This window comes from Salinisphaera sp. PC39 (assembly GCF_040361335.1).
In the GTDB taxonomy this organism is placed as follows: Bacteria; Pseudomonadota; Gammaproteobacteria; order Nevskiales; family Salinisphaeraceae; genus APNM01.
This window is the reverse complement of the sequence record NZ_APNM01000019.1, coordinates 1-16,949: the sequence shown is the minus strand read 5'-3', so window position 1 is coordinate 16,949 and position 16,949 is coordinate 1. Positions and strand designations below refer to the sequence as shown.

General features: G+C 70.9%; 17 protein-coding genes. 6 read left to right on the top strand and 11 right to left on the bottom strand.

Going from position 1 to position 16,949, the window contains the following annotated elements:
- Position 1 precedes the first annotated feature (1 nt).
- Both PC39_RS14980 and PC39_RS14975 read right to left on the bottom strand, forming a co-directional pair.
- Positions 2-1,216 (bottom strand): glycosyltransferase family protein, encoded by a 1,215-nt coding sequence (locus PC39_RS14980; RefSeq protein WP_353254218.1) that lies wholly within the window; start codon positions 1,214-1,216, stop codon positions 2-4.
- 2 nt (positions 1,217-1,218) lie between these two features.
- Entirely contained in the window at positions 1,219-2,049 is an 831-nt protein-coding gene (locus PC39_RS14975; RefSeq protein WP_353254217.1) for an HAD-IIB family hydrolase, read from the bottom strand.
- 40 nt (positions 2,050-2,089) lie between these two features.
- Between PC39_RS14975 and PC39_RS14970 the strand changes: the two genes are divergently transcribed.
- From PC39_RS14970 to PC39_RS14960, 3 genes are all read left to right on the top strand, one after another.
- Complete coding sequence (locus PC39_RS14970; RefSeq protein ID WP_353254216.1) at positions 2,090-2,767, top strand: response regulator transcription factor; 678 nt, start codon at positions 2,090-2,092, stop codon at positions 2,765-2,767.
- Positions 2,764-4,014 carry a sensor histidine kinase gene (locus PC39_RS14965; RefSeq protein ID WP_353254215.1) on the top strand — a complete coding sequence of 417 codons (1,251 nt, stop codon included), beginning with the start codon at positions 2,764-2,766 and terminating at the stop codon, positions 4,012-4,014. The genes PC39_RS14970 and PC39_RS14965 overlap by 4 nt, the downstream gene beginning before the upstream one ends.
- A gap of 278 nt (positions 4,015-4,292) precedes the next feature.
- Positions 4,293-5,384: a glycosyltransferase family 9 protein gene (locus PC39_RS14960; RefSeq protein WP_353254214.1), complete on the top strand. Its 1,092-nt coding sequence runs from the start codon at positions 4,293-4,295 to the stop codon at positions 5,382-5,384.
- An 11-nt stretch (positions 5,385-5,395) separates the two neighbouring features.
- Here PC39_RS14960 and PC39_RS14955 read toward each other — a convergent pair whose 3' ends face one another.
- On the bottom strand, positions 5,396-6,406 hold the full coding sequence (locus tag PC39_RS14955) for an alpha/beta fold hydrolase (protein ID WP_353254213.1): 1,011 nt from the start codon (positions 6,404-6,406) through the stop codon (positions 5,396-5,398).
- A gap of 22 nt (positions 6,407-6,428) precedes the next feature.
- The gene (locus PC39_RS14950; RefSeq protein WP_353254212.1) at positions 6,429-7,091 is read right to left on the bottom strand and encodes an outer membrane beta-barrel protein; all 663 of its coding nucleotides are present in this window, start codon (positions 7,089-7,091) and stop codon (positions 6,429-6,431) included.
- Positions 7,092-7,302: 211 nt separating this feature from the next.
- Here PC39_RS14950 and PC39_RS14945 point away from each other — a divergent pair, with 211 nt between their 5' ends.
- Both PC39_RS14945 and PC39_RS14940 read left to right on the top strand, forming a co-directional pair.
- Positions 7,303-8,247 carry a chorismate transformation FkbO/Hyg5 family protein gene (locus tag PC39_RS14945; protein ID WP_353254211.1) on the top strand — a complete coding sequence of 315 codons (945 nt, stop codon included), beginning with the start codon at positions 7,303-7,305 and terminating at the stop codon, positions 8,245-8,247.
- A 45-nt stretch (positions 8,248-8,292) separates the two neighbouring features.
- Complete coding sequence (locus PC39_RS14940; protein WP_353254210.1) at positions 8,293-9,399, top strand: glycosyltransferase family protein; 1,107 nt, start codon at positions 8,293-8,295, stop codon at positions 9,397-9,399.
- Here the strand turns inward: PC39_RS14940 and PC39_RS14935 are convergent.
- The 6 genes from PC39_RS14935 to PC39_RS14910 form a co-directional block, all read right to left on the bottom strand.
- Positions 9,396-10,085 carry a type 1 glutamine amidotransferase gene (locus tag PC39_RS14935; protein ID WP_353254209.1) on the bottom strand — a complete coding sequence of 230 codons (690 nt, stop codon included), beginning with the start codon at positions 10,083-10,085 and terminating at the stop codon, positions 9,396-9,398. The two genes, PC39_RS14940 and PC39_RS14935, sit on opposite strands and share 4 nt — an antisense overlap.
- Positions 10,085-10,603: a gamma-glutamylcyclotransferase family protein gene (locus tag PC39_RS14930; RefSeq protein ID WP_353254208.1), complete on the bottom strand. Its 519-nt coding sequence runs from the start codon at positions 10,601-10,603 to the stop codon at positions 10,085-10,087. The genes PC39_RS14935 and PC39_RS14930 overlap by 1 nt, the downstream gene beginning before the upstream one ends.
- An 8-nt stretch (positions 10,604-10,611) precedes the next feature.
- Complete coding sequence (locus PC39_RS14925; RefSeq protein WP_353254207.1) at positions 10,612-11,055, bottom strand: MgtC/SapB family protein; 444 nt, start codon at positions 11,053-11,055, stop codon at positions 10,612-10,614.
- Between the two features lie 178 nt (positions 11,056-11,233).
- Complete coding sequence (gene fliA / locus PC39_RS14920) at positions 11,234-11,962, bottom strand: RNA polymerase sigma factor FliA (RefSeq protein WP_353254206.1); 729 nt, start codon at positions 11,960-11,962, stop codon at positions 11,234-11,236.
- A gap of 16 nt (positions 11,963-11,978) precedes the next feature.
- Complete coding sequence (locus PC39_RS14915) at positions 11,979-12,455, bottom strand: AAA-type ATPase lid domain-containing protein (protein ID WP_353254205.1); 477 nt, start codon at positions 12,453-12,455, stop codon at positions 11,979-11,981.
- 225 nt (positions 12,456-12,680) lie between these two features.
- Positions 12,681-14,105: a sigma-54 interaction domain-containing protein gene (locus PC39_RS14910; protein ID WP_353254204.1), complete on the bottom strand. Its 1,425-nt coding sequence runs from the start codon at positions 14,103-14,105 to the stop codon at positions 12,681-12,683.
- Positions 14,106-14,213: 108 nt separating this feature from the next.
- Between PC39_RS14910 and PC39_RS14905 the strand changes: the two genes are divergently transcribed.
- Complete coding sequence (locus PC39_RS14905) at positions 14,214-15,356, top strand: glycerate kinase family protein (protein ID WP_353254203.1); 1,143 nt, start codon at positions 14,214-14,216, stop codon at positions 15,354-15,356.
- On the opposite strand, the gene lpdA is transcribed toward PC39_RS14905, so the two are convergent.
- On the bottom strand, positions 15,322-16,949 hold a 1,628-nt coding region (gene lpdA, locus PC39_RS14900; protein ID WP_353254202.1), incomplete at its 5' end, for a dihydrolipoyl dehydrogenase. The two genes, PC39_RS14905 and lpdA, sit on opposite strands and share 35 nt — an antisense overlap.

Sequence of the window (16,949 nt, the reverse complement as noted above, 5' to 3'; positions counted from 1 at the left end):
ATCAGTCGGCGTTGTCGTCCTCCACGGCGTCGTGGAGGTCGTCCAGGAAATCCGGGATCGCCGCGCGCACCCGGTTCCAGGTGGGGATGAAGGGCACTTCCATGGGGTTGGCGAGGAACTGCTCGCCGGCGTTGATGATGCTCTGCACGAACACCTCCACCGTCTTCTCCTCGGCGTGGCGGTCGTAGTCCAGGCCGTTGATCTGGGCGTCGAAGTAGAAGCGCTCCACGAAATCCAGCGCGTTGCGCAGGTACATGGCCTTGATCGTGCGGATGGTCTCCGGCGTGAGCACCACGCCGTAGGTCGCCAGCTTGCGGTACAACGCCTTGGCGATGTCGGTGCTCATCTTGGACAGGCCGGCGGCGGGGTCGTCCCGGGACACCGGCTGGTGCTTGTGCTCGTAGTGTTCGGCGATATCCACCTGACAGATGGCGTTCTCGCTGTAGTGACGGTGGACCTCGGCCAGGATGCCGACCTCCAACCCCCAGTCGCCGGGGATGCGGATGGTTTCGGCCACGCCCGCGCTCATCGCGAACTCGCCGGACAGCGGGTAGCGGAAGCTGTCCATGTAGCGCAGGTAGTCGAGCGGCCCGACCACGCCCATCAGCGCCCGCAGCAGCGGTGTCATGAACAGGCGGGCGACCCGGCCGTGGAGCTTGCCGTCCGCAACCCGGGCGTAATAGCCCTTGGCGAACTTGTAGGTGAAGTTGGGATGCACCACGGGATAGAGCAGACGGGCCGGCAGCTCGCGGTCGTAGCTCTCGATGTCGCAGTCGTGCACCGCCACCGCACGGCCGCGCCCGGAGGCCAGGAAATAGCCCAGGCACAGCCAGACGTTGGAGCCCTTGCCCGGCCGCGCCGGCTCCAGGCCCTCGGCGTCCAGCCGGCGCAGCAGCGCCTGCATGCGCGGGCCGTCGTTCCACAGGATGCGGTGGCGCTGCGGCAGCACCGAGAAGAACTCGCGGGCGTGGGCGAACTGGTCGGCGTCGGCGGCGTCTAAGCCGATCACGATCTCGTCCAGGTAGTCGACTCCGCGCAGGGCGTCCAGGATGCGCGGCAGGGCGGTACCCTGCAGCTCGGAGTACAACGACGGCAGGATCAGGGTCATCGGGCGCCGCCGGCCGAAGGTCCGCAGCTCCGCCTCCAGGCTCTCGATCGAGCGGTCGCCGAGACGGTGCAGGGTGGTGATCATCCCGTACTGGTGAAAGTCAGCCATGGTCAGCCCGAGTTGTCGTGTTCCAATTCGTCCAGCCAGCCCTCGACCGCCCGCCGCCAGCCCGCCGGTCCGATGTCGCCCGCGTGGCACAGTCGCGGGGGATCGGCCGGGGCGACATAGCTGCCGTCGGGCCGTGCCACCAAGGCGCCGCGGTCGGCGGCGGCCAGCATATCCAGGTCGTTCTCGCTGTCGCCCAGGGCCCATGCAAGGACCGGGCCGTGCGCCGCGAAGCGGGCGTGCAGGCGGCGCACGGCGTCCCCCTTGTGGGCCCCCAACACATGCAGGAAACGGCCGCCCCGGCGCAACGTCAGCCCGGCCGCCGCGATCGCCCCGGCGAAGCGTTCCAGGGCCTCGTCGCCGTCCTCCCAGACCAACGGCTCGGAGCACAGGCGGTCGCGCGCCGCCGCGGCGGCGTCCACCGACAGGCCGGTATGCCTGGCCACCGCCGCGGCGTCCATGTCGGCGAAACCGGCGAACCGGTACCCTTCGCGGCGCAGGTCGGCCAATACCGCCAGGATGTCGGCATAGGCGGGGGCCAGCCGCTCCACGAACAGGTCCGGCCCGAACGCTACGCCGCAATCCCGGTCAAAGTAGCCGCGGGGCACGCACACGGCACCGCCGTTCTCGACCGCGAACGGATGGCGGTGGGACAGGGTCTCACGCAGGGCCAGGACTTCCGGCACGGTCTTGCTGGTGACCGGCACCCAGGGAATGCCGCGGGCGGCCAGCGCCCGCAGGGCGGGCGCGGCGGCGTCCCAACGGTAGCTGTCGTGGTCGAGCAGGGTGCCGTCGAGATCGGTATAGACCACGGCCGGCGGGCGTTCGGCAATCATGGCAGCTAGGATACATCGGTAGCCGCGAGGGAGCCGGACCATGCAGTTGCTCTTGATCGAGGACAACGCCGACCTGGCGGCCAGCATCAGTGACTTCCTGGAGTCGCAGGGCTGGGCCGCGGACTGGGCGGCGGACGGCGGCCACGCCCACCACCTGCTGGCGGAGGGCGGCTACGATGCCGTCGTCCTCGACCTGATGCTGCCGGGCATCGACGGCCTCCAGCTCGCGCGCTGGCTGCGCGAGGAACGCCAGGACAATACGCCCATGCTGATCCTGACCGCCCGCGACACCCTGGAGGACAAGCTGGCCGGCTTTTCGGCCGGCGCCGACGACTATCTGGTCAAGCCGTTCTCCCTGCTGGAGTTGCAGGCGCGGCTGCAGGCGCTGCTGCAACGGGGGCGGCGGGCGGCCGGCGAGTTGCGGGTCGCCGACCTGTGCCTGGACCTGGACACCCTGGAGGCGCGGCGCGGCGAACGCCGGCTGCAGCTCACCCCGTCCTGCCGCCAGCTTCTCACCGTGCTGCTGCGCGAATCCCCCGGCGTGGTCTCGCGCGCGGCCCTGACCCGGATGCTCTGGGGCGACACGCCGCCGGATTCGGACGCCCTGCGTGCGCACATCCACGCCCTGCGCCGTGCCGTGGACGGCCCCGGCGAGACCCCGCTTCTGCACACGGTGCCGACCATCGGTTACCGGCTGACCCCGGGCGGCGACACATGAGACACAGCCTCCAGTTTCGCGTGGCGGCCGCCATGATCGTGATCGTGGGCGGCGTGTGCAGCATGTTCGCGGTTGCGGTGCTGATCGCCTCCGACCGCCTGGAGGACCGGCTGCTGGAGGAGATCACGGAGCACGAAGCGGACGAGTTCGTCACGGCATGGAAGGTCGGGTCCGAGGAGCCTCCCGACACCTATGTCCCCTCCGCCTACGTCCGCACGGTGCTCGCCCCGGGCCCGGCGGACCCGGCCGTGCCGGACGCGCTGCGCGGACTGGCGCCGGGCCATCACGACGACATCGCCTGGGGCGACGACATCTACCACGTCTATGTCCGAAACCCGGACGGGTCGCGGCTGTACCTGGCCTACGAGATGACCGCCCTGGAGAGGCGCGAGACCGTGTTTCAGTGGCTGATCTGGTCGGGCGTGGCCCTGGCGCTGGCGCTGGCCACGCTCGCCGGCGCGCTGGCGGCGCGGCCGACCCTGGCGCCCATCGCGCGCCTCGCGGCGCGCGTCCGGGGCCTGCCGGCGGAGGCCCGGGGGCTGCGCCTGGCGCCGGAGTTCGATACGCCGGAGACGATCGCCATCGCGCGCGCCTTCGATCGCTACCTGGCTCGGCTGGACGACCTGATCGAACGCGAACGCGACTTCACCACCGACGCCAGCCACGAGCTGCGGACCCCGCTGGCGGTGATCCGCAGCAACGCCGAGCTGCTGTCGGCAAGCGTGCCCGGCGACGCCCGGGTCCGGGCCCGGATCGAGCGCATCAACCGCGCCGCCGAGCAGATGACGGAGTTGATCGAGGCATTGCTGCTGCTCGCGCGCGAGGAGGACGGCGGCGAGCTGGTGGACCTGGAGGCGCTGCTGCACGAGATCGTGTCCGGACCGTCACTGCCGCCGGACAGCGAGGATCGCCTGTGCCTGGAAGTCGAATCGCCGCTGGCGGTGCGTGCGCCGCGGGCGGCGGTGTCGACGGTGATCCACAACCTGGTACGCAACGCCCTGCGCCACGCCCCGGCCGGCGAGGTCCGGATCAGCCTGCGGCGACGCCGCCTGGAAGTGGCCGACAGCGGGCCGGGGATGCCGGCGGACGTCCACCGTGCCGCCTTCGATCGCGGCTTCCAGGCCGGACCGTCGGCCGGGCTGGGCTTCGGCCTCTACATCAGCAAGCGGCTTTGCGACCGTTTCGGCTGGCAAATCCGGTTGGCGGACGCGGTACCCTCGGGCACGCTGGCGATCGTGCAGTTCTAGGGTGATGCTGAAAAAGGACTATCCTGTCCTTTTTCAGCACGCCGAAACCGGCGCAGGTCCGGTTTCGGCTTCGCCCTATCAAGCACTTGCGTGCTTGATCGGCGGCGGGACATCCCTGTCCCGCACTAGGGGACTGCTTTTTCAGCAGCCCCCTAGACGTATTCCTCGCGTGCGGTCCCGTGGCGGATTCGGGCTGCGCAGTAACGGGTTCTTAACGCTTTCTTAAGCAGGTACCCGGTAGCATGCGCCAATACCGAGGTTCGACCGGTGGATAAGCAGTGACTCAACATCACAAGGGCGTGCGTGCCATGGTGCGCCGGCTGCGGCGGGGCCTGCGCCGGCACTCGAGCCGCTGGCTCGCCCGGCGGCGCGGCACGCCGACGCCGGTGCGCGCCCCCTTGCCGGCCCCGGCGACGATCCTGGTCTGCCGACTCAACGCGCGGCTGGGCAACATCCTGTTCCTCACGCCCCTGCTGCGATCGCTGGCCGCCACCTGGCCCGATGCCGCGATCGACATCCTGGTGCGCTCGCCCGCTCATGTCCGGCTGCTCGCCGGCATGCCCGGCGTGCGCCGGGTCATGGTGGTCCCGAGGCGGCCGCCGGCAATCCTCGGTTTCGTGCGGGCGTTGCGCCGCGAGCGCTACGACCTGGCCGTCGACCCCAGCGTCCATTCCTCGGGCAACCGCATCGCCATGGCCTTGTGTCGGGCCCGTCACCGGCTCGGGTTCGCCGGCCACGACCAGTGGCTGCGGCTCACGCACGCCGCGCCGCGACCGCGAGAGCGGCACCAGGCGCGTCAGGCACTGTATCTGCTAACGGATGCCGTGGAGGGGTTGCAGCCGGCGCTGTCGCGGGACCTCGGCGTGTATCCGGGCACCACGGCAAGGCGGCACGCCGAGTTGTTGCTGCGGGAAGCGTTGGGTACGGCACGCAACCGGCCCTGGCCGGTGGTGGGTTTCTTCGCCGAGGCCACCGGCCGCAAGCGGCTGCCGACCGAGTGGTGGCGGCAATGGCGTGCGGCGCTGACGGCCACCGGCGAGCCGTTGACCCTGGTCCAGATTTTGCCGCCGGACGACTCGGCACCGATCGCGCCCGGCATCGCCACACTGCGTAGTGCCGAGCTGGATGTGCTCGCGGCGGCGATGGGTCACATGGATCTGTTCGTCGCCGCCGACAGCGGGCCGATGCATCTGGCGGCCGCCGCCGGCGTACCCGTGCTGGGCCTGTTCGGCGCCACCGACCCCGCGGACTACGCGCCGCTGGGCCGGCACTGCGCCAGCTTCACCACACCGCTGGACCCGGCCACGATCGCCGCCGAGACCCGGCGACGCGTGGCACGCGAGCCGGTCCTCGAACGCCGGACCGGCTGAGCCCGGCCGGCTCAGCCCGCCGGTTCGGCGGCCTCGCCGTCCGCGGTCTCCGCCTCATCCGCCGCCGGCGGCTGTTCCAGGCCCGCGGCGAAGGCGCGGAAGGCCTCGGCACTCTCCGCCGGGCGCTCCACCATCGGCAGATGGCCGACGCCGGGCATGCGCTCGACACGGACGCGATCGGGCGCGGCCTCGGCCAGTGCGCGGGCACCGCTGACATGCAGCAGCCGGTCCTCCTCGCCCCAGACCACCAGGACGGGCACGTCGGTCTCCGCGACGATCTTCTCCAGGGCGAAATCCCCGCTTCGCTCGGCGTTGATCTGGTCGAAGATCCGCTGGTAATGATCGTGCCGCGCCACGGCCCGCTGCGCCATCACGTATTGCATCGGCGCCGGGATGTAGGGTTTGTCGGCGAACACCCAGTCCAGCAGGGTGTAGTACTGGTCGGCGGTCTGCGGCACCAGCGGGTTGCCGCCGCCGGCCTCGATCCGGCGCGCGAGGTCGCTGGGCTCGGCGTCGGCCACGCCCGCGGGCGCCAGCAGCCACAGGCTGCGCAGCCGCTCGGGATGGGCCGCGGCATAGGCGCCGGCCACGGCGCCGCCCATCGAGTTGCCCGCCAGATGGAAGCGCTCGATCCCGAGGGCCTCGACGATGGCATGGACCCGTTCGGCCTGTGCCGCGAAGCCGTATTCGGCCTCTTCCGGCCGATCGCTCTCGCCGAAGCCGGGCAGGTCGGGGGCGATCACCCGGTAGTCGTCGACCAGTTCGGCGGCCATCCGGGTCCAGTTGTCCTTGTTGGCGCCGAAGCCGTGCAACAGCACCAGCGTCTCGCCCTCGCCGCCTTCCAGGTAGGCGATGTCCAGACCGTTCACGGTGGTCCGCTTGGCCTCGACGCCGGCGAGGCTGCGCTCGGCGGCCACGCCCAGGTCGTACGCGGTCTGCGGCGCCAGGAAGTAGAGATAGACGCCGGCCGCCACCAGGAGACCGATGAGAACGGCTAGTAGTTTGCCCAGTTTCGCTGCCATGGGTGGTCCGCCCCTCGCGTTGTCAGAAATAGACGTTGACGCCGATCGAATAGCCTTCTATCTCGACGTCGCTCTCGTCGAAGTAGCGCGTGTACTGCAGACGCAGCCCGGCCGCCTGGCCGTCCAGGCGCAGGCCGGCGCCCCAGTACTCGCCGTCGTCCTCGAGGGTGTAGGAGGCCGTCTGCGCCGGCCCGATGCCGCGATCGTTGCGGAATTCACCCTCGAACTCGAAATCGTTGTAGCCGGCCAGGCCGAACACCGTGATCACGGTGGTGCCGCCGAACACGAAGCGGTATTCCGGCACCGCGGCCACGCCGACATGGTGCTTGAGCTCGGTCTCGCCGCTGCGCACGTCGGTGCCGCCGTTGAAGGAGCCGGAGTTGGGGTCGTCGTGGACGCCCACCGAGGCGTGCGCCTCCAGGGAGAGCCATTCCAGGAAGTTGTAGCCGGCACGCCCGGTCAGACCCACGGGGCGCGTGGTGACATTGTAGTCGGCGCCGTTGACGGTGCCCTCGCCCTTGATCCGGAACTGCTCCAGGCCCAGGCCCAGGTACAGCCCGCGGCTGCCCTCGGCGGCGTCGGACTCGCCCCCCATCATGCCGGGCGGCTGCGCCGAGGCGACGCCGCTGCCGAAACCCAGCGCCAGGACGGCACCGGCCAATGCCACATGCTTGCCGAAACGCATGGCGCTCCCTCCCGATCGAATGTGCACCTGCGCCCTGCGGGGCGCGTTACTTGTTTGTTATGCGACAACGCCGGACTGTAGCCGGATTGCGGCACTTGCGCCAGGGGCCGCGGTTCCTGTCGCGCACGCTCCTGGGCTAAAATCCCGGTCCGCCCTCGGGCCCGTTCCCCGCAACGTCCGTCAAGGTTGTCGCCCTTTGTCCGCCACCGGCATGCAATCCGTCTGCGCCGGGCCACTGGCCTGGCGGCCCGAAACCGCCCGGTCCGCCCTGGCGGTCGTCGACTTCGCGCGTGATACGGACAGCGGCCTGCATCTGCCGCTGCCGTTCCTGGGCGGCACGTTGCGTGCCGAGAGCTGGCTGGCGGCGGGACCGCCCGAGACCGGCGAGGTTCGCGGGCTGCGATACGCCGCGGCCGACGGACTCTGCCACCTGCGCATCCGTGTCGAGCGCGGCCCGGACGACGCCGTCATCGGCGAGGATGTCTACCGCCGCCTGCTCGCGGCCCGGCACGACCTGGACTGTCCGCACCTGCTGCGTGTCTGGCACTACCTGGGCCGGATCAACGTGGGCGAGGGCGACGACGAGAACTACAAGCGCTTCTGCGTCGGCCGGGCCCGGGCCCTGGAGGACCATCCGGACGCGCTGGAGCGACTGCCGGCGGCGACCCTGGTGGGTGCTGCCGAGAACGTGCTCGAACTGCATGCCCTGATCGGCCGCGAGCCGCCGCGGCCGATCGAGAACCCGCGCCAGGTCAGTGCCTACGACTATCCGCGCCAGTACGGCCCGCGCCAGCCGACCTTCGCCCGCGCCGCCGCGGTCGGCGGCGACGGCGGCCGGCCACAACTCCTGGTCTCCGGCACGGCCAGTATCGTCGGCCATGCCACCCGGCATGTCGGCGATCCCGCGGCACAGGCACGGGAATCCCTCGCCAACATCGACGCGGTGCTCGCGGCCGCGGCACCGATCGTGGGCCCGGTGGACCGCGGCGACCTGGATTGCCTGAAGGTCTACGTGCGGCACGCGGAGGACGCGCCCCGCATCATGGCCGAGGTCGCGGCCGGTGTGCCGGCGGGGGTGCCGGTGGCCTACCTGAAGGCCGATCTCTGCCGCAGCGACCTGCTGGTGGAGATGGAGACGCAAGTCACGCGACGGTAACAATTCCGCCATACGCTGCCGGCAGACCCAGAACGGGAATGCCGCATGCGGATCGCTTACGGGGTGATGGGATACGGGCGCGGCCATGCCATGCGCACGGCCGCGGTACTGCCCGAGCTGTTACGCGAGCACGAGGTCCGGGTGTTCGCCGGCATCGATGCCCACAAGGCGCTGTCGGACCGTTTCGACTGCGAGGAAATACCGGTCATCTGTTACCAGTACGGCGCCGGCGGCAAGCTGTCGGCGGGTCTCACGTTCCGGCGCAACGCCGGCCTCACGGCCGATCTGCTGACCACCGGCCCCCGCACTCGCCGTGTCTGGGAACGCATCGACGCCTTCGCGCCGGACGTGGTGATCTCGGACTCCGAGACCTGGACCCATCGCTACGCCCGCGCCCGCGGCATCCCCCGGATCAGCTTCGACCATGTCGGCATCATGGCCTTCTGCCATTGCCGCTTCGCCCCCGAGGACTGGTGGCGCGGCCGCCGCGACGCCCTCGGCTACCGCGCCTTCATGGGCACGCCGGACCGGGTGCTGGTCTCCAGTTTCTATCACGCGCCGCCGCGCGCCGCCGGCACCGAGGTGGTGGGGCCGATCCTGCGCGAGAGCGTGCTCGCGGCGACGCCGGCGCGGGGCGACTATGTCCTGGCGTACTTCAACAAGGGCGGGCACCAATACACCGACGCCCTGGACACGGCCCTGCGCGCCTGCGGCGAGAACATCGTGGTCTACGGCACCGAGCGCCGGGGCCGCGACGGCCGGCTGTGGTTCAAGGCGCCGTCCAACGAGGGCTTCGTGGCGGACCTGGCCGGCGCCAAGGCGGTGATCGCGACCGCCGGCAACCAGCTCATGGGCGAGGCCATCTACCTCGGCAAGCCGATCCTGGCCCTGCCGGAAGACGTGGTCGAGCAGCGCTTGAACGCGCGCGCCGTGGTCGACATGGGGGTCGGCGTACGCGGCGACCTGGGCCGGTTGAGCCTGAACGAGCTCGGCGGCTTCCTCGCCAACCTGGACACCTACGCCGCCGCCACCGCGGCCCACCGTGGCGACGGCCGCGCCCGGGCCGGTGCCACCCTCAAGCGCTTCCTCTCAGAGCTGGGGCCGGCGGAATCCGGCTACGTCCGCGAACGTTCGCCGTCGGCCTCGTCCTAGGCCGCCGCCAGCCGTTCCAGCAGGCCGTCCATCAGGCGGTTGAGCGCGTCGAAACGTTCCGGTGACGCCAGCATCGTCTCCGCCGATTGCACCGAGGGCCGGTCCACCAGCTCGTCGGCGCAATGGTCGATCAGGGCGGCGGCGGATTCGGGCGTGGTCTCCAGGTGGAACTGCAGGCCCACCGCCCGCTCGCCGTAGACGAAGGCCTGGTTGCCGCAGTGCTCGCTGGCGGCGGCATGGATCGCGCCGTCGGGGATGTCGAAGCGGTCGCCGTGCCAGTGGAAGGCCGGGAAGCGCGCGGGGAACCCGCCCAACAGCGGCGATTGCGCGGCCGTGCCGGTGAGCTCGACGTCGAACCAGCCGATCTCGGGCGCGCCCGGCGTGACGGCCGCGCCCAGGGCCCGCGCCATGAGCTGCGCCCCCAGGCAGATGCCCAGCACCCGCTTGCCGGCGGCCAGGGCCGCCGCCAGACAGCGTTTCTCGTCCGCCAGCCAGGGATATTCGGCCTCCTGGTCGACGTTCATCGGCCCGCCCATGGCGATCAACCAGTCGTAGTCGTCGGGATCGGGCAGGGCATCGCCGGCGTACAGCCGGCTCATCGCCACCTCGTGGCCGCGGGCGGCCAGCCAGGGCTCGATGCTGCCGAGGCCCTCGAAGGGCACGTGCTGCAACCAGTGGACCCGCATCACCGCGTCCCCGCGGCGGCGCGCGGTCCGCGCCCGCGGATCCAGCGGTTGCGCAGATGACGCCAGAGGTTGGGATCGCGGCGGGCGAACACGTTCTCGATAGCGGTCACGTAATCGGGCGGCAGCCCGTGCTCGCGGGCGCCTGCGACCACGAACGCCTGGTACCAGGTGTACGGGGCCAGGGCATCGTCCAGCCAGGCGCTGCGGGCCCGGTAGGTGACCGCCGGCAGGGTCTCACCGCCGGCATCCACCTCGACCTCGTCGAAGGCGTAACCGGGGCCCTCGGCGGCGTGCAGCCGGTCCAGCCTATCCCCGTCCACTTCGAACAACACGCCGTGGACCACGTCGCCGCCGCCGCCGGTGCTAAGGGCGTTGCACTTGCCGGAGCCGTCGTCGCCGCGCTTGTGGAAGCGCAACACATGACCCGGCAGCCGGGCCGCGCCCAGCGGCCGGGCGGAAGGTACCCGCCGCGCGAGGCGGGCGGTGAGCATGTTGGAACCGTACGCGAAATAGCGCATGCGGGGCGTCACTCCTTGTCGGACGGGTGGGCCAGCGCCTTGATCGGCGCCACCAGGCGCAGGGTGGCAAAGGTAAGCAGCGACAGGACCAGCGCGATCTCGTAGCGCTGCCAGGCCACGGCCGCGCCGATGGCGCCGGTGGTCCAGATGGCGGCGGCGGTGGTGGTACCGCGGACGTTGCCTTCGGATTTCAGGATGGCGCCGCCGCCGATGAAGCCGATGCCGGTCATCAGGCCGTACAGGATGCGGGCGTGGGCGGTGGAACCCTCCAGGACCGAGATGCCGATCAGGGCGAAGCCGCAGGAGGCCATGGCGACCAGCGGAAAGGTCCGCAGCCCGGCGCCGCGGGCGGCGCGTTCGCGGTCCCAGCCCAGCGGCAGGGCCAGCAGGTAGGCCACCATGAGGTGGGTCAGGTGGTCGAAGACCAGCGACCAGTCGATGTCCATGCCCATGGCTCGTTCCCCCGCGTCGGTCGGACGTGAGCGTATACGCTCCCGCCGCCGTCTGTCGAAACCGCGGCGGCGCCGCGGCCCCCGGAGTATAACGGCCCCGCACGCCCGGGACCGGCGCACGCGGGACAAAAAAAAGGCCGCTCTCGCGGCCCAAGGGGGGGAAGGGAGAAAACCGTTGTCAGTTCGGCGAGGTCCAACCGGACAGCATGTCGCGGACCCGCGACAGGGCGCGGCCGTGGAGCTGGCAGGCCCGGGATTCGGACACGCCCAGCCGTTCGGCGATCTCGCGCAGGTTCAGATCCTCGTCGTAGTACCACTGCATCAGGTGCCGCTCGCGCTCCGGCAGGCACGCGCTGGCCGCGGCGATGGCGGCGCGCAGGTCGGCCTGCTCGACCAGCTCAGCGGGCCGGGTGGTGGCGTCCGCCGGCACTTCCTGCGGCGGCATGTCCGGGTCGCCGTCGTCCAGGCTCATCAGGTGCGCGCTGGCGACATCGCTCACGGTCTTGCGGAACTCGGTCAGCGAGAGACCCATCTCGGCGGCCAGCTCGGCCTCGCTGGCCGCCCGGCCGGCGCGGTGCTCGATGCGCTGCTGCGCTTCCTGGATGGCCCGCGTGGCCCGGTGCAGGGAGCGCGGGGCCCAGTCGCCGCGCCGGATCTCGTCGAGCATGGCGCCACGGATGCGGATGCCGGCGAAGGTCGAGAACGAAGCACCCTCGTCCGAACGATAGCGTTCCTGGGCCTCCAGCAGGCCGAGCATGCCGGCCTGGATCAGGTCCTCCATCTGGACGCACTCGGGCAGGCGGCTGTGCAGCCGGTACGCGATACGCTTGACCAGATCGACGTGATCGGACATCAGGCCGGCGTGGGCCGACTGACTGCCGATGTACATGGCGTTTGGCGTCATCATTTCCTGCTATCCACCGCTATCCCGTGAACGTGGCCGTCGGCCGCCTGGCTGGCGGAGCGGACCCCGGCCGGTCGGACGGCAGACTCACGCCCTCCGTCCGCATCTGCGCCAGGAGCAGCCGCAGGCTGCGCGGGCGGATACCCAGGCGGGCGGCCGCCGCCGGCCGCGAGCCCTCGCTCGCCCGCAGGCTGCGCAGCACCGCGGCACGCGCCCGGTCGCGGACGCTGCCGGCGCGGTCGCCTTCCAGACCCAGGTCCTCGGCTTCGATCACGCCGTCGCGGGCGACGACCAGGGCGCGCTGGACGCACGCATCCAGCTCCGCGTCGCCGCCGGGCCAGCCGTAACCGGCCAGGGCGGTGCGCGCGGCCGCCGACAACCGCGGCACCCGACGGCCCGGACCCGCGTGGTAGCGGATCAGGCTGACGGCCCGCGGCAACACCTCGGCGGCGTCCAGGCTCGCGGTCGTCGGCGGGTTGTCGTGTCGGTCGGTCATCGCGGCTCGTCTTGCGCCGCTGCATGCGGCGTTCCTCGGCGTTGCCCTTACAGTTGCAAGCCGCGTGCCGATTTTTGCCTACAATAAAATCAAAGAGTTACGTTTTGCTGCGGCGCAAGATAGTCGGTTTTCCGACAGCGGCGTCGGGAAACATGACGGGCCTTTGACGGAATTGCGGAAGGCGGGGGTGGGGAATCGGCCGGTATCGGCCGTGGTCGCCGGATGTCAGTCCGTGCGGATATCGTATTTGCGAAGTTTCTCTACAAGCGTCGTCCGCCGCAGGCCCAGGGTCTTGGCGGCGCGCGCGACCACGCCGTCGTTCAACTCCAGGGCCTGGGATATCAGGCGTATCTCCAGGCGCGCGACCAGCGCCCGCAGGTCCACACCGGCATGGGTGAGCCGGATGTTATTGATGTAGTCGCCCGGAGAGCGTTCGATGCCACGCTCGCGATCGTCGGGCGTGACCACCACCTTATCCTCGCCCACGATGCGGGACGGCAGGTAATCGATGTCGATGCGCTGGTCCGGGTACAGGATGCGCAGGCGCTCGACGATGTTGCCGAGCTCGCGGACGTTACCCGGCCAGGGATGGGCCGACAGGGCATCCAGCGCCTGGTCGGTGAAGTCCAGGGAGATGCCGTCGTCGGCCTCGAGCCGTGACAGCAGGGCGCCGATGATCGGCTCGATATCCTCGGGCCGGGCACGCAACGGCGGCACTTCGATCGGGAAGACATTGAGCCGGTAGAACAGGTCCTCGCGGAAACGGCCCGCGGCGATCTCCTGCTCCAGGTCGCGGTGGGTGGCGGCGAGGATGCGCACGTCCGCGGTCAGGGTCTTGTTGCTGCCGACCCGCTCGAAGGTCTGCTCCTGGAGCACGCGCAGGACCTTGACCTGCATGTCCAGGCTCATGTCGCCGATCTCGTCCAGGAACAGGGTGCCGCCCTCGGCCATCTCGAAACGGCCCGGTCGCGCGGTGATGGCGCCGGTGAACGCGCCCTTCTCGTGGCCGAACAACTCGGATTCCAGCAGGTCGCGCGGGATCGCGCCGCAGTTGAGAGGCACGAAGGCGGCGTTCGCGCGTTTCGACTGGCGGTGGATCTCGCGGGCCACCAGTTCCTTGCCGGTGCCGGATTCGCCCAGGATCAGGACGCTGGCGTCGGTGCCGGCGACCCGCTCGATGAGCTGGCGCACGCGCCGCATGGCCAGGCTCTGTCCCACCAGCACGTGGCGCGGCTTGGGCCGGCGGTCCGGCTCGTTGGCGGGTTGCGGCAGGCGTTCCAGTTCGAAACGGAGTTGGTTCAGGGCCACCGGCGCGTGCATGCGCCCGGTGAAGCCCTCGGCCTGGCCGTGGCGCAGCTCGGCGTCGCCCTCGCCGCGGGGATAATCCAGGATCAGCAGGGTGGGTAGCTGGGTCTTGAGCGCGGTGATGACCTCGGCGTAGTCGCCCAGGTCCACGCTGCCGTCCGAGACGAGACAGGCGGCGGTGTAGCCGTTGATGCCGCCGGCCATCGCCTCGGTCAGATCATCGAACGACACGAAGCTGGGCCGGGACTTGAGGAAGCCCAGCATATCCATGACCGCACGCACGCCGTCCTGGCCGGCGCCGATCACCAGCATGCGCTGTTCTTGCCTCGCGGGATTCTCGGTCAAACGGATTCCCCCGCTGCGGCGCGTGCTTTTCGTTGTACCATCGCCACCAACGCCCGGCGCCACGGGTCCCTGGTACGATTATACAGACTGGGCCGCATACGGATGCCCATGAATCCCCCCACGATCCTGATCGCCCCCGACAGTTTCAAGGGTACCCTGACAGCGGCCCGAGCGGCAGGGGCCATCGCCGACGGCCTCCGCGACGCCCGCCCCGACTGGTCGCCGCAGTGCCTGCCCCTGGCCGACGGCGGCGAAGGCACCCTCGCCTGCGTCGCCGCGGCACGTCACGGCCGGCGGCGACGCGCCCGCGTCGTCGGCATCCACGGCCGCCCCATGCACGGTGACTGGCTGCACCTGGACGACGGTTCGGCCGTGCTGGAATCGGCGCGCGTGCTGGGATTGCCGCTGATCGGCGACGACGGTCCGCTGTTGGCGGCCCGCGGCAGCGGCGCCCTGGGCGCGCTGATACGCGCCGCCCTGGACGCGGGCGCGCGCCAGATCGCGGTCGGCCTGGGCGGCAGCGCCTGCAACGATTGCGGCCTGGGTCTGCTGACGGCGCTGGGCGCGGATGTTCGCGACGCCCGCGGCCGAGCCGTCACACCGGACCTGGACGGTCTGCGGCGCGCCGTCGCGGTCGATTGGCGCGGGCTGGACCCGCGACTGACCGCGACCGGGCTGACCGCCCTGTGCGACGTGGACAACCCGCTGCTGGGCCCGACGGGCGCCGCCCGTGTGTACGGTCCGCAAAAAGGTTTGCACGGCGACGAATTGGCGGCGGTGGAAGCGGCGATGGCGCGTTTCGCGGCCGCGGCCGGCGGCGAGGCGCTGACGACGCGCCCGGGCGCCGGCGCGGCCGGCGGCCTGGGATTCGCCCTGGCGTTGCTGGGCGCCGCTCTGGTGCCCGGCGCGCCCCACCTGATCCGGCTGACCGGTCTCGACGCGCGCCTGCGCTCGGCGGACGCGGTGGTCACCGGCGAAGGCCGCTCGGATGCGCAAACCCTGTCCGGCAAGCTGCCGGACGCGGTGGCCGCGGCGGCCGCGGATGCCGGCATCCCGGCCTTCCTGGCCTCCGGCGATATCGATCCGGCCGTGCGCGACCGGCTGGCGGCACGCTTCGCCGGCTGTGTCGCGGCCACGGATCTCGCCGGCGGCGCGGATCGGGCCCTGCGGCGCCCGCGTTACTGGCTGCGCCGGGCGGCGGGGGAACTCGCCCCGCTCATCGACGCCGCGGCGGCAGATACAGATCGGTGAGCGTGCCGGCGGCGGCTTCGGCGGCCATGCCGACGGTCTCCGACAGCGTGGGGTGGGGGTGCACGGTGAGGGCGATGTCCTCGGCGTCCGCGCCCATCTCGATCGCCAGGCCCAGCTCGGCGATCAACTCGCCGGCGCCGGGCCCGACCGCGCCGGCGCCGATCGCGCGTCCGGTTTCGGCATCGAACAGGATCTTGGTCAGGCCCTCGTCGACGCCCATGCCCAGGGCCCGGCCGCTGGCGGCCCACGGAAAGCTGCCCTTCTCGTAGGCAATGCCGTCGGCCTTGGCGGCGGTCTCGGTCACGCCGGTCCAGGCCACCTCGGGATCGGTATAGACCACCGAGGGGATGCAGCGCGCGTCGAACGCGGCCCGCTGACCGGCGGCGGCCTCGGCCGCCACCTTGCCCATGTGGCTGGCGCGATGCGCGAGCTGGGGCTCGCCGGTGACGTCGCCGATGGCGAAGATATGATCGACGTTGGTCCGGCATTGCTGGTCGACGGCGATGAAACCGGCGTCGCCGACCTCGATCCCGGCGGCGTCCGCGCCGATATGCGGGCCGTTGGACTTGCGGCCCACCGCCACCAGCACCCGCTGGTAGCGCTGGCTGTCGGGTACGTCCTTGCCCTCGAGGGACACCGTCAGCGACTTGGGGTTGGCCTTGACGCCCGTGACCCTGGTTTCCAGCCAGATGTGGCGGCAGCGCTCGCGCATCCGCTTCTCCAACGGCTTGACCAGGTCGCGGTCGGCGCCCGGCAACAGGCCCGGCGTCATCTCCACCACGTCCACCTTGCTGCCCAGGCCGGCGTAGACGTTGGCCATCTCCAGTCCGATGATGCCGCCGCCGATCACCAGCAGGCTCTCGGGGATCTCGTCCGGGGACAGCGCCCCGGTGGAATCGACGATGCGCGGGTCGTCCGGCAGGCCCGGCAGCATCGCGGCATACGAACCCACCGCCACGATCGCGCGGGCGAAGGAGATCGTCTCCGGATCGCCGTCGCCCTCGACGGTCACCGCGTGCGGGCCGGTGAAACGGCCGCTGCCGCGCACCACGCGCACCTTGCGCTTCTTGGCCAGGCCGGTGAGCCCGCCGGTCAGCCGCTCGACCACGGAAGTCTTCCATTTCAGCAGGGCGGGCAGGTCGATCTCGGGCTCGCCGAACTTGACCCCGTGCCGACCCATGACGGCGGCATCGTCGATCACCTTGGCCGCGTGCAGCAATGCCTTGGAGGGAATGCAGCCCACGTTCAGGCAGACCCCGCCCAGACTCGGATAGCGTTCCACCAGCACCACGTCCAGACCCAGGTCGGCGGCGCGGAAGGCGGCGGTGTAGCCGCCGGGACCGGACCCCAGAACCAGGAGATCGCAGTCGTAGGCGTCACCGTCTTTTGGTGGCGGTGCTGATTCCTGTTTCGTATTTCGTGTCTCACGTCGCTCGGAAGTCGGCGCCTGTTTCGGTTCGGATTCCTCGGGCGTCTCCGCGGACTCGCTCTCCGACGACGCTTCGCCCCCGCTTTCCGCCGGTTCCTCGCCGCTTTCGCTCGCCTCCTCCAGGACGCAGATCACATCGCCCTCGGCAACCTTGTCGCCTTCCT

Excerpts from the sequence above, each read along its gene's own strand:
- PC39_RS14935 (WP_353254209.1), bottom strand. The coding sequence starts at position 10,085 with ATGCGGGTCCACTGGTTGCAGCACGTGCCCTTCGAGGGCCTCGGCAGC.
- PC39_RS14925 (WP_353254207.1), bottom strand. The coding sequence starts at position 11,055 with ATGGGCATGGACATCGACTGGTCGCTGGTCTTCGACCACCTGACCCAC.
- PC39_RS14905 (WP_353254203.1), top strand. The coding sequence starts at position 14,214 with ATGAATCCCCCCACGATCCTGATCGCCCCCGACAGTTTCAAGGGTACC.
- PC39_RS14965 (WP_353254215.1), top strand. The coding sequence starts at position 2,764 with ATGAGACACAGCCTCCAGTTTCGCGTGGCGGCCGCCATGATCGTGATC.
- fliA (WP_353254206.1), bottom strand. The coding sequence starts at position 11,962 with ATGATGACGCCAAACGCCATGTACATCGGCAGTCAGTCGGCCCACGCC.
- PC39_RS14975 (WP_353254217.1), bottom strand. The coding sequence starts at position 2,049 with ATGATTGCCGAACGCCCGCCGGCCGTGGTCTATACCGATCTCGACGGC.
- PC39_RS14945 (WP_353254211.1), top strand. The coding sequence starts at position 7,303 with ATGCAATCCGTCTGCGCCGGGCCACTGGCCTGGCGGCCCGAAACCGCC.
- PC39_RS14970 (WP_353254216.1), top strand. The coding sequence starts at position 2,090 with ATGCAGTTGCTCTTGATCGAGGACAACGCCGACCTGGCGGCCAGCATC.
- PC39_RS14955 (WP_353254213.1), bottom strand. The coding sequence starts at position 6,406 with ATGGCAGCGAAACTGGGCAAACTACTAGCCGTTCTCATCGGTCTCCTG.
- PC39_RS14980 (WP_353254218.1), bottom strand. The coding sequence starts at position 1,216 with ATGGCTGACTTTCACCAGTACGGGATGATCACCACCCTGCACCGTCTC.
- PC39_RS14940 (WP_353254210.1), top strand. The coding sequence starts at position 8,293 with ATGCGGATCGCTTACGGGGTGATGGGATACGGGCGCGGCCATGCCATG.
- PC39_RS14915 (WP_353254205.1), bottom strand. The coding sequence starts at position 12,455 with ATGACCGACCGACACGACAACCCGCCGACGACCGCGAGCCTGGACGCC.
- PC39_RS14950 (WP_353254212.1), bottom strand. The coding sequence starts at position 7,091 with ATGCGTTTCGGCAAGCATGTGGCATTGGCCGGTGCCGTCCTGGCGCTG.
- PC39_RS14930 (WP_353254208.1), bottom strand. The coding sequence starts at position 10,603 with ATGCGCTATTTCGCGTACGGTTCCAACATGCTCACCGCCCGCCTCGCG.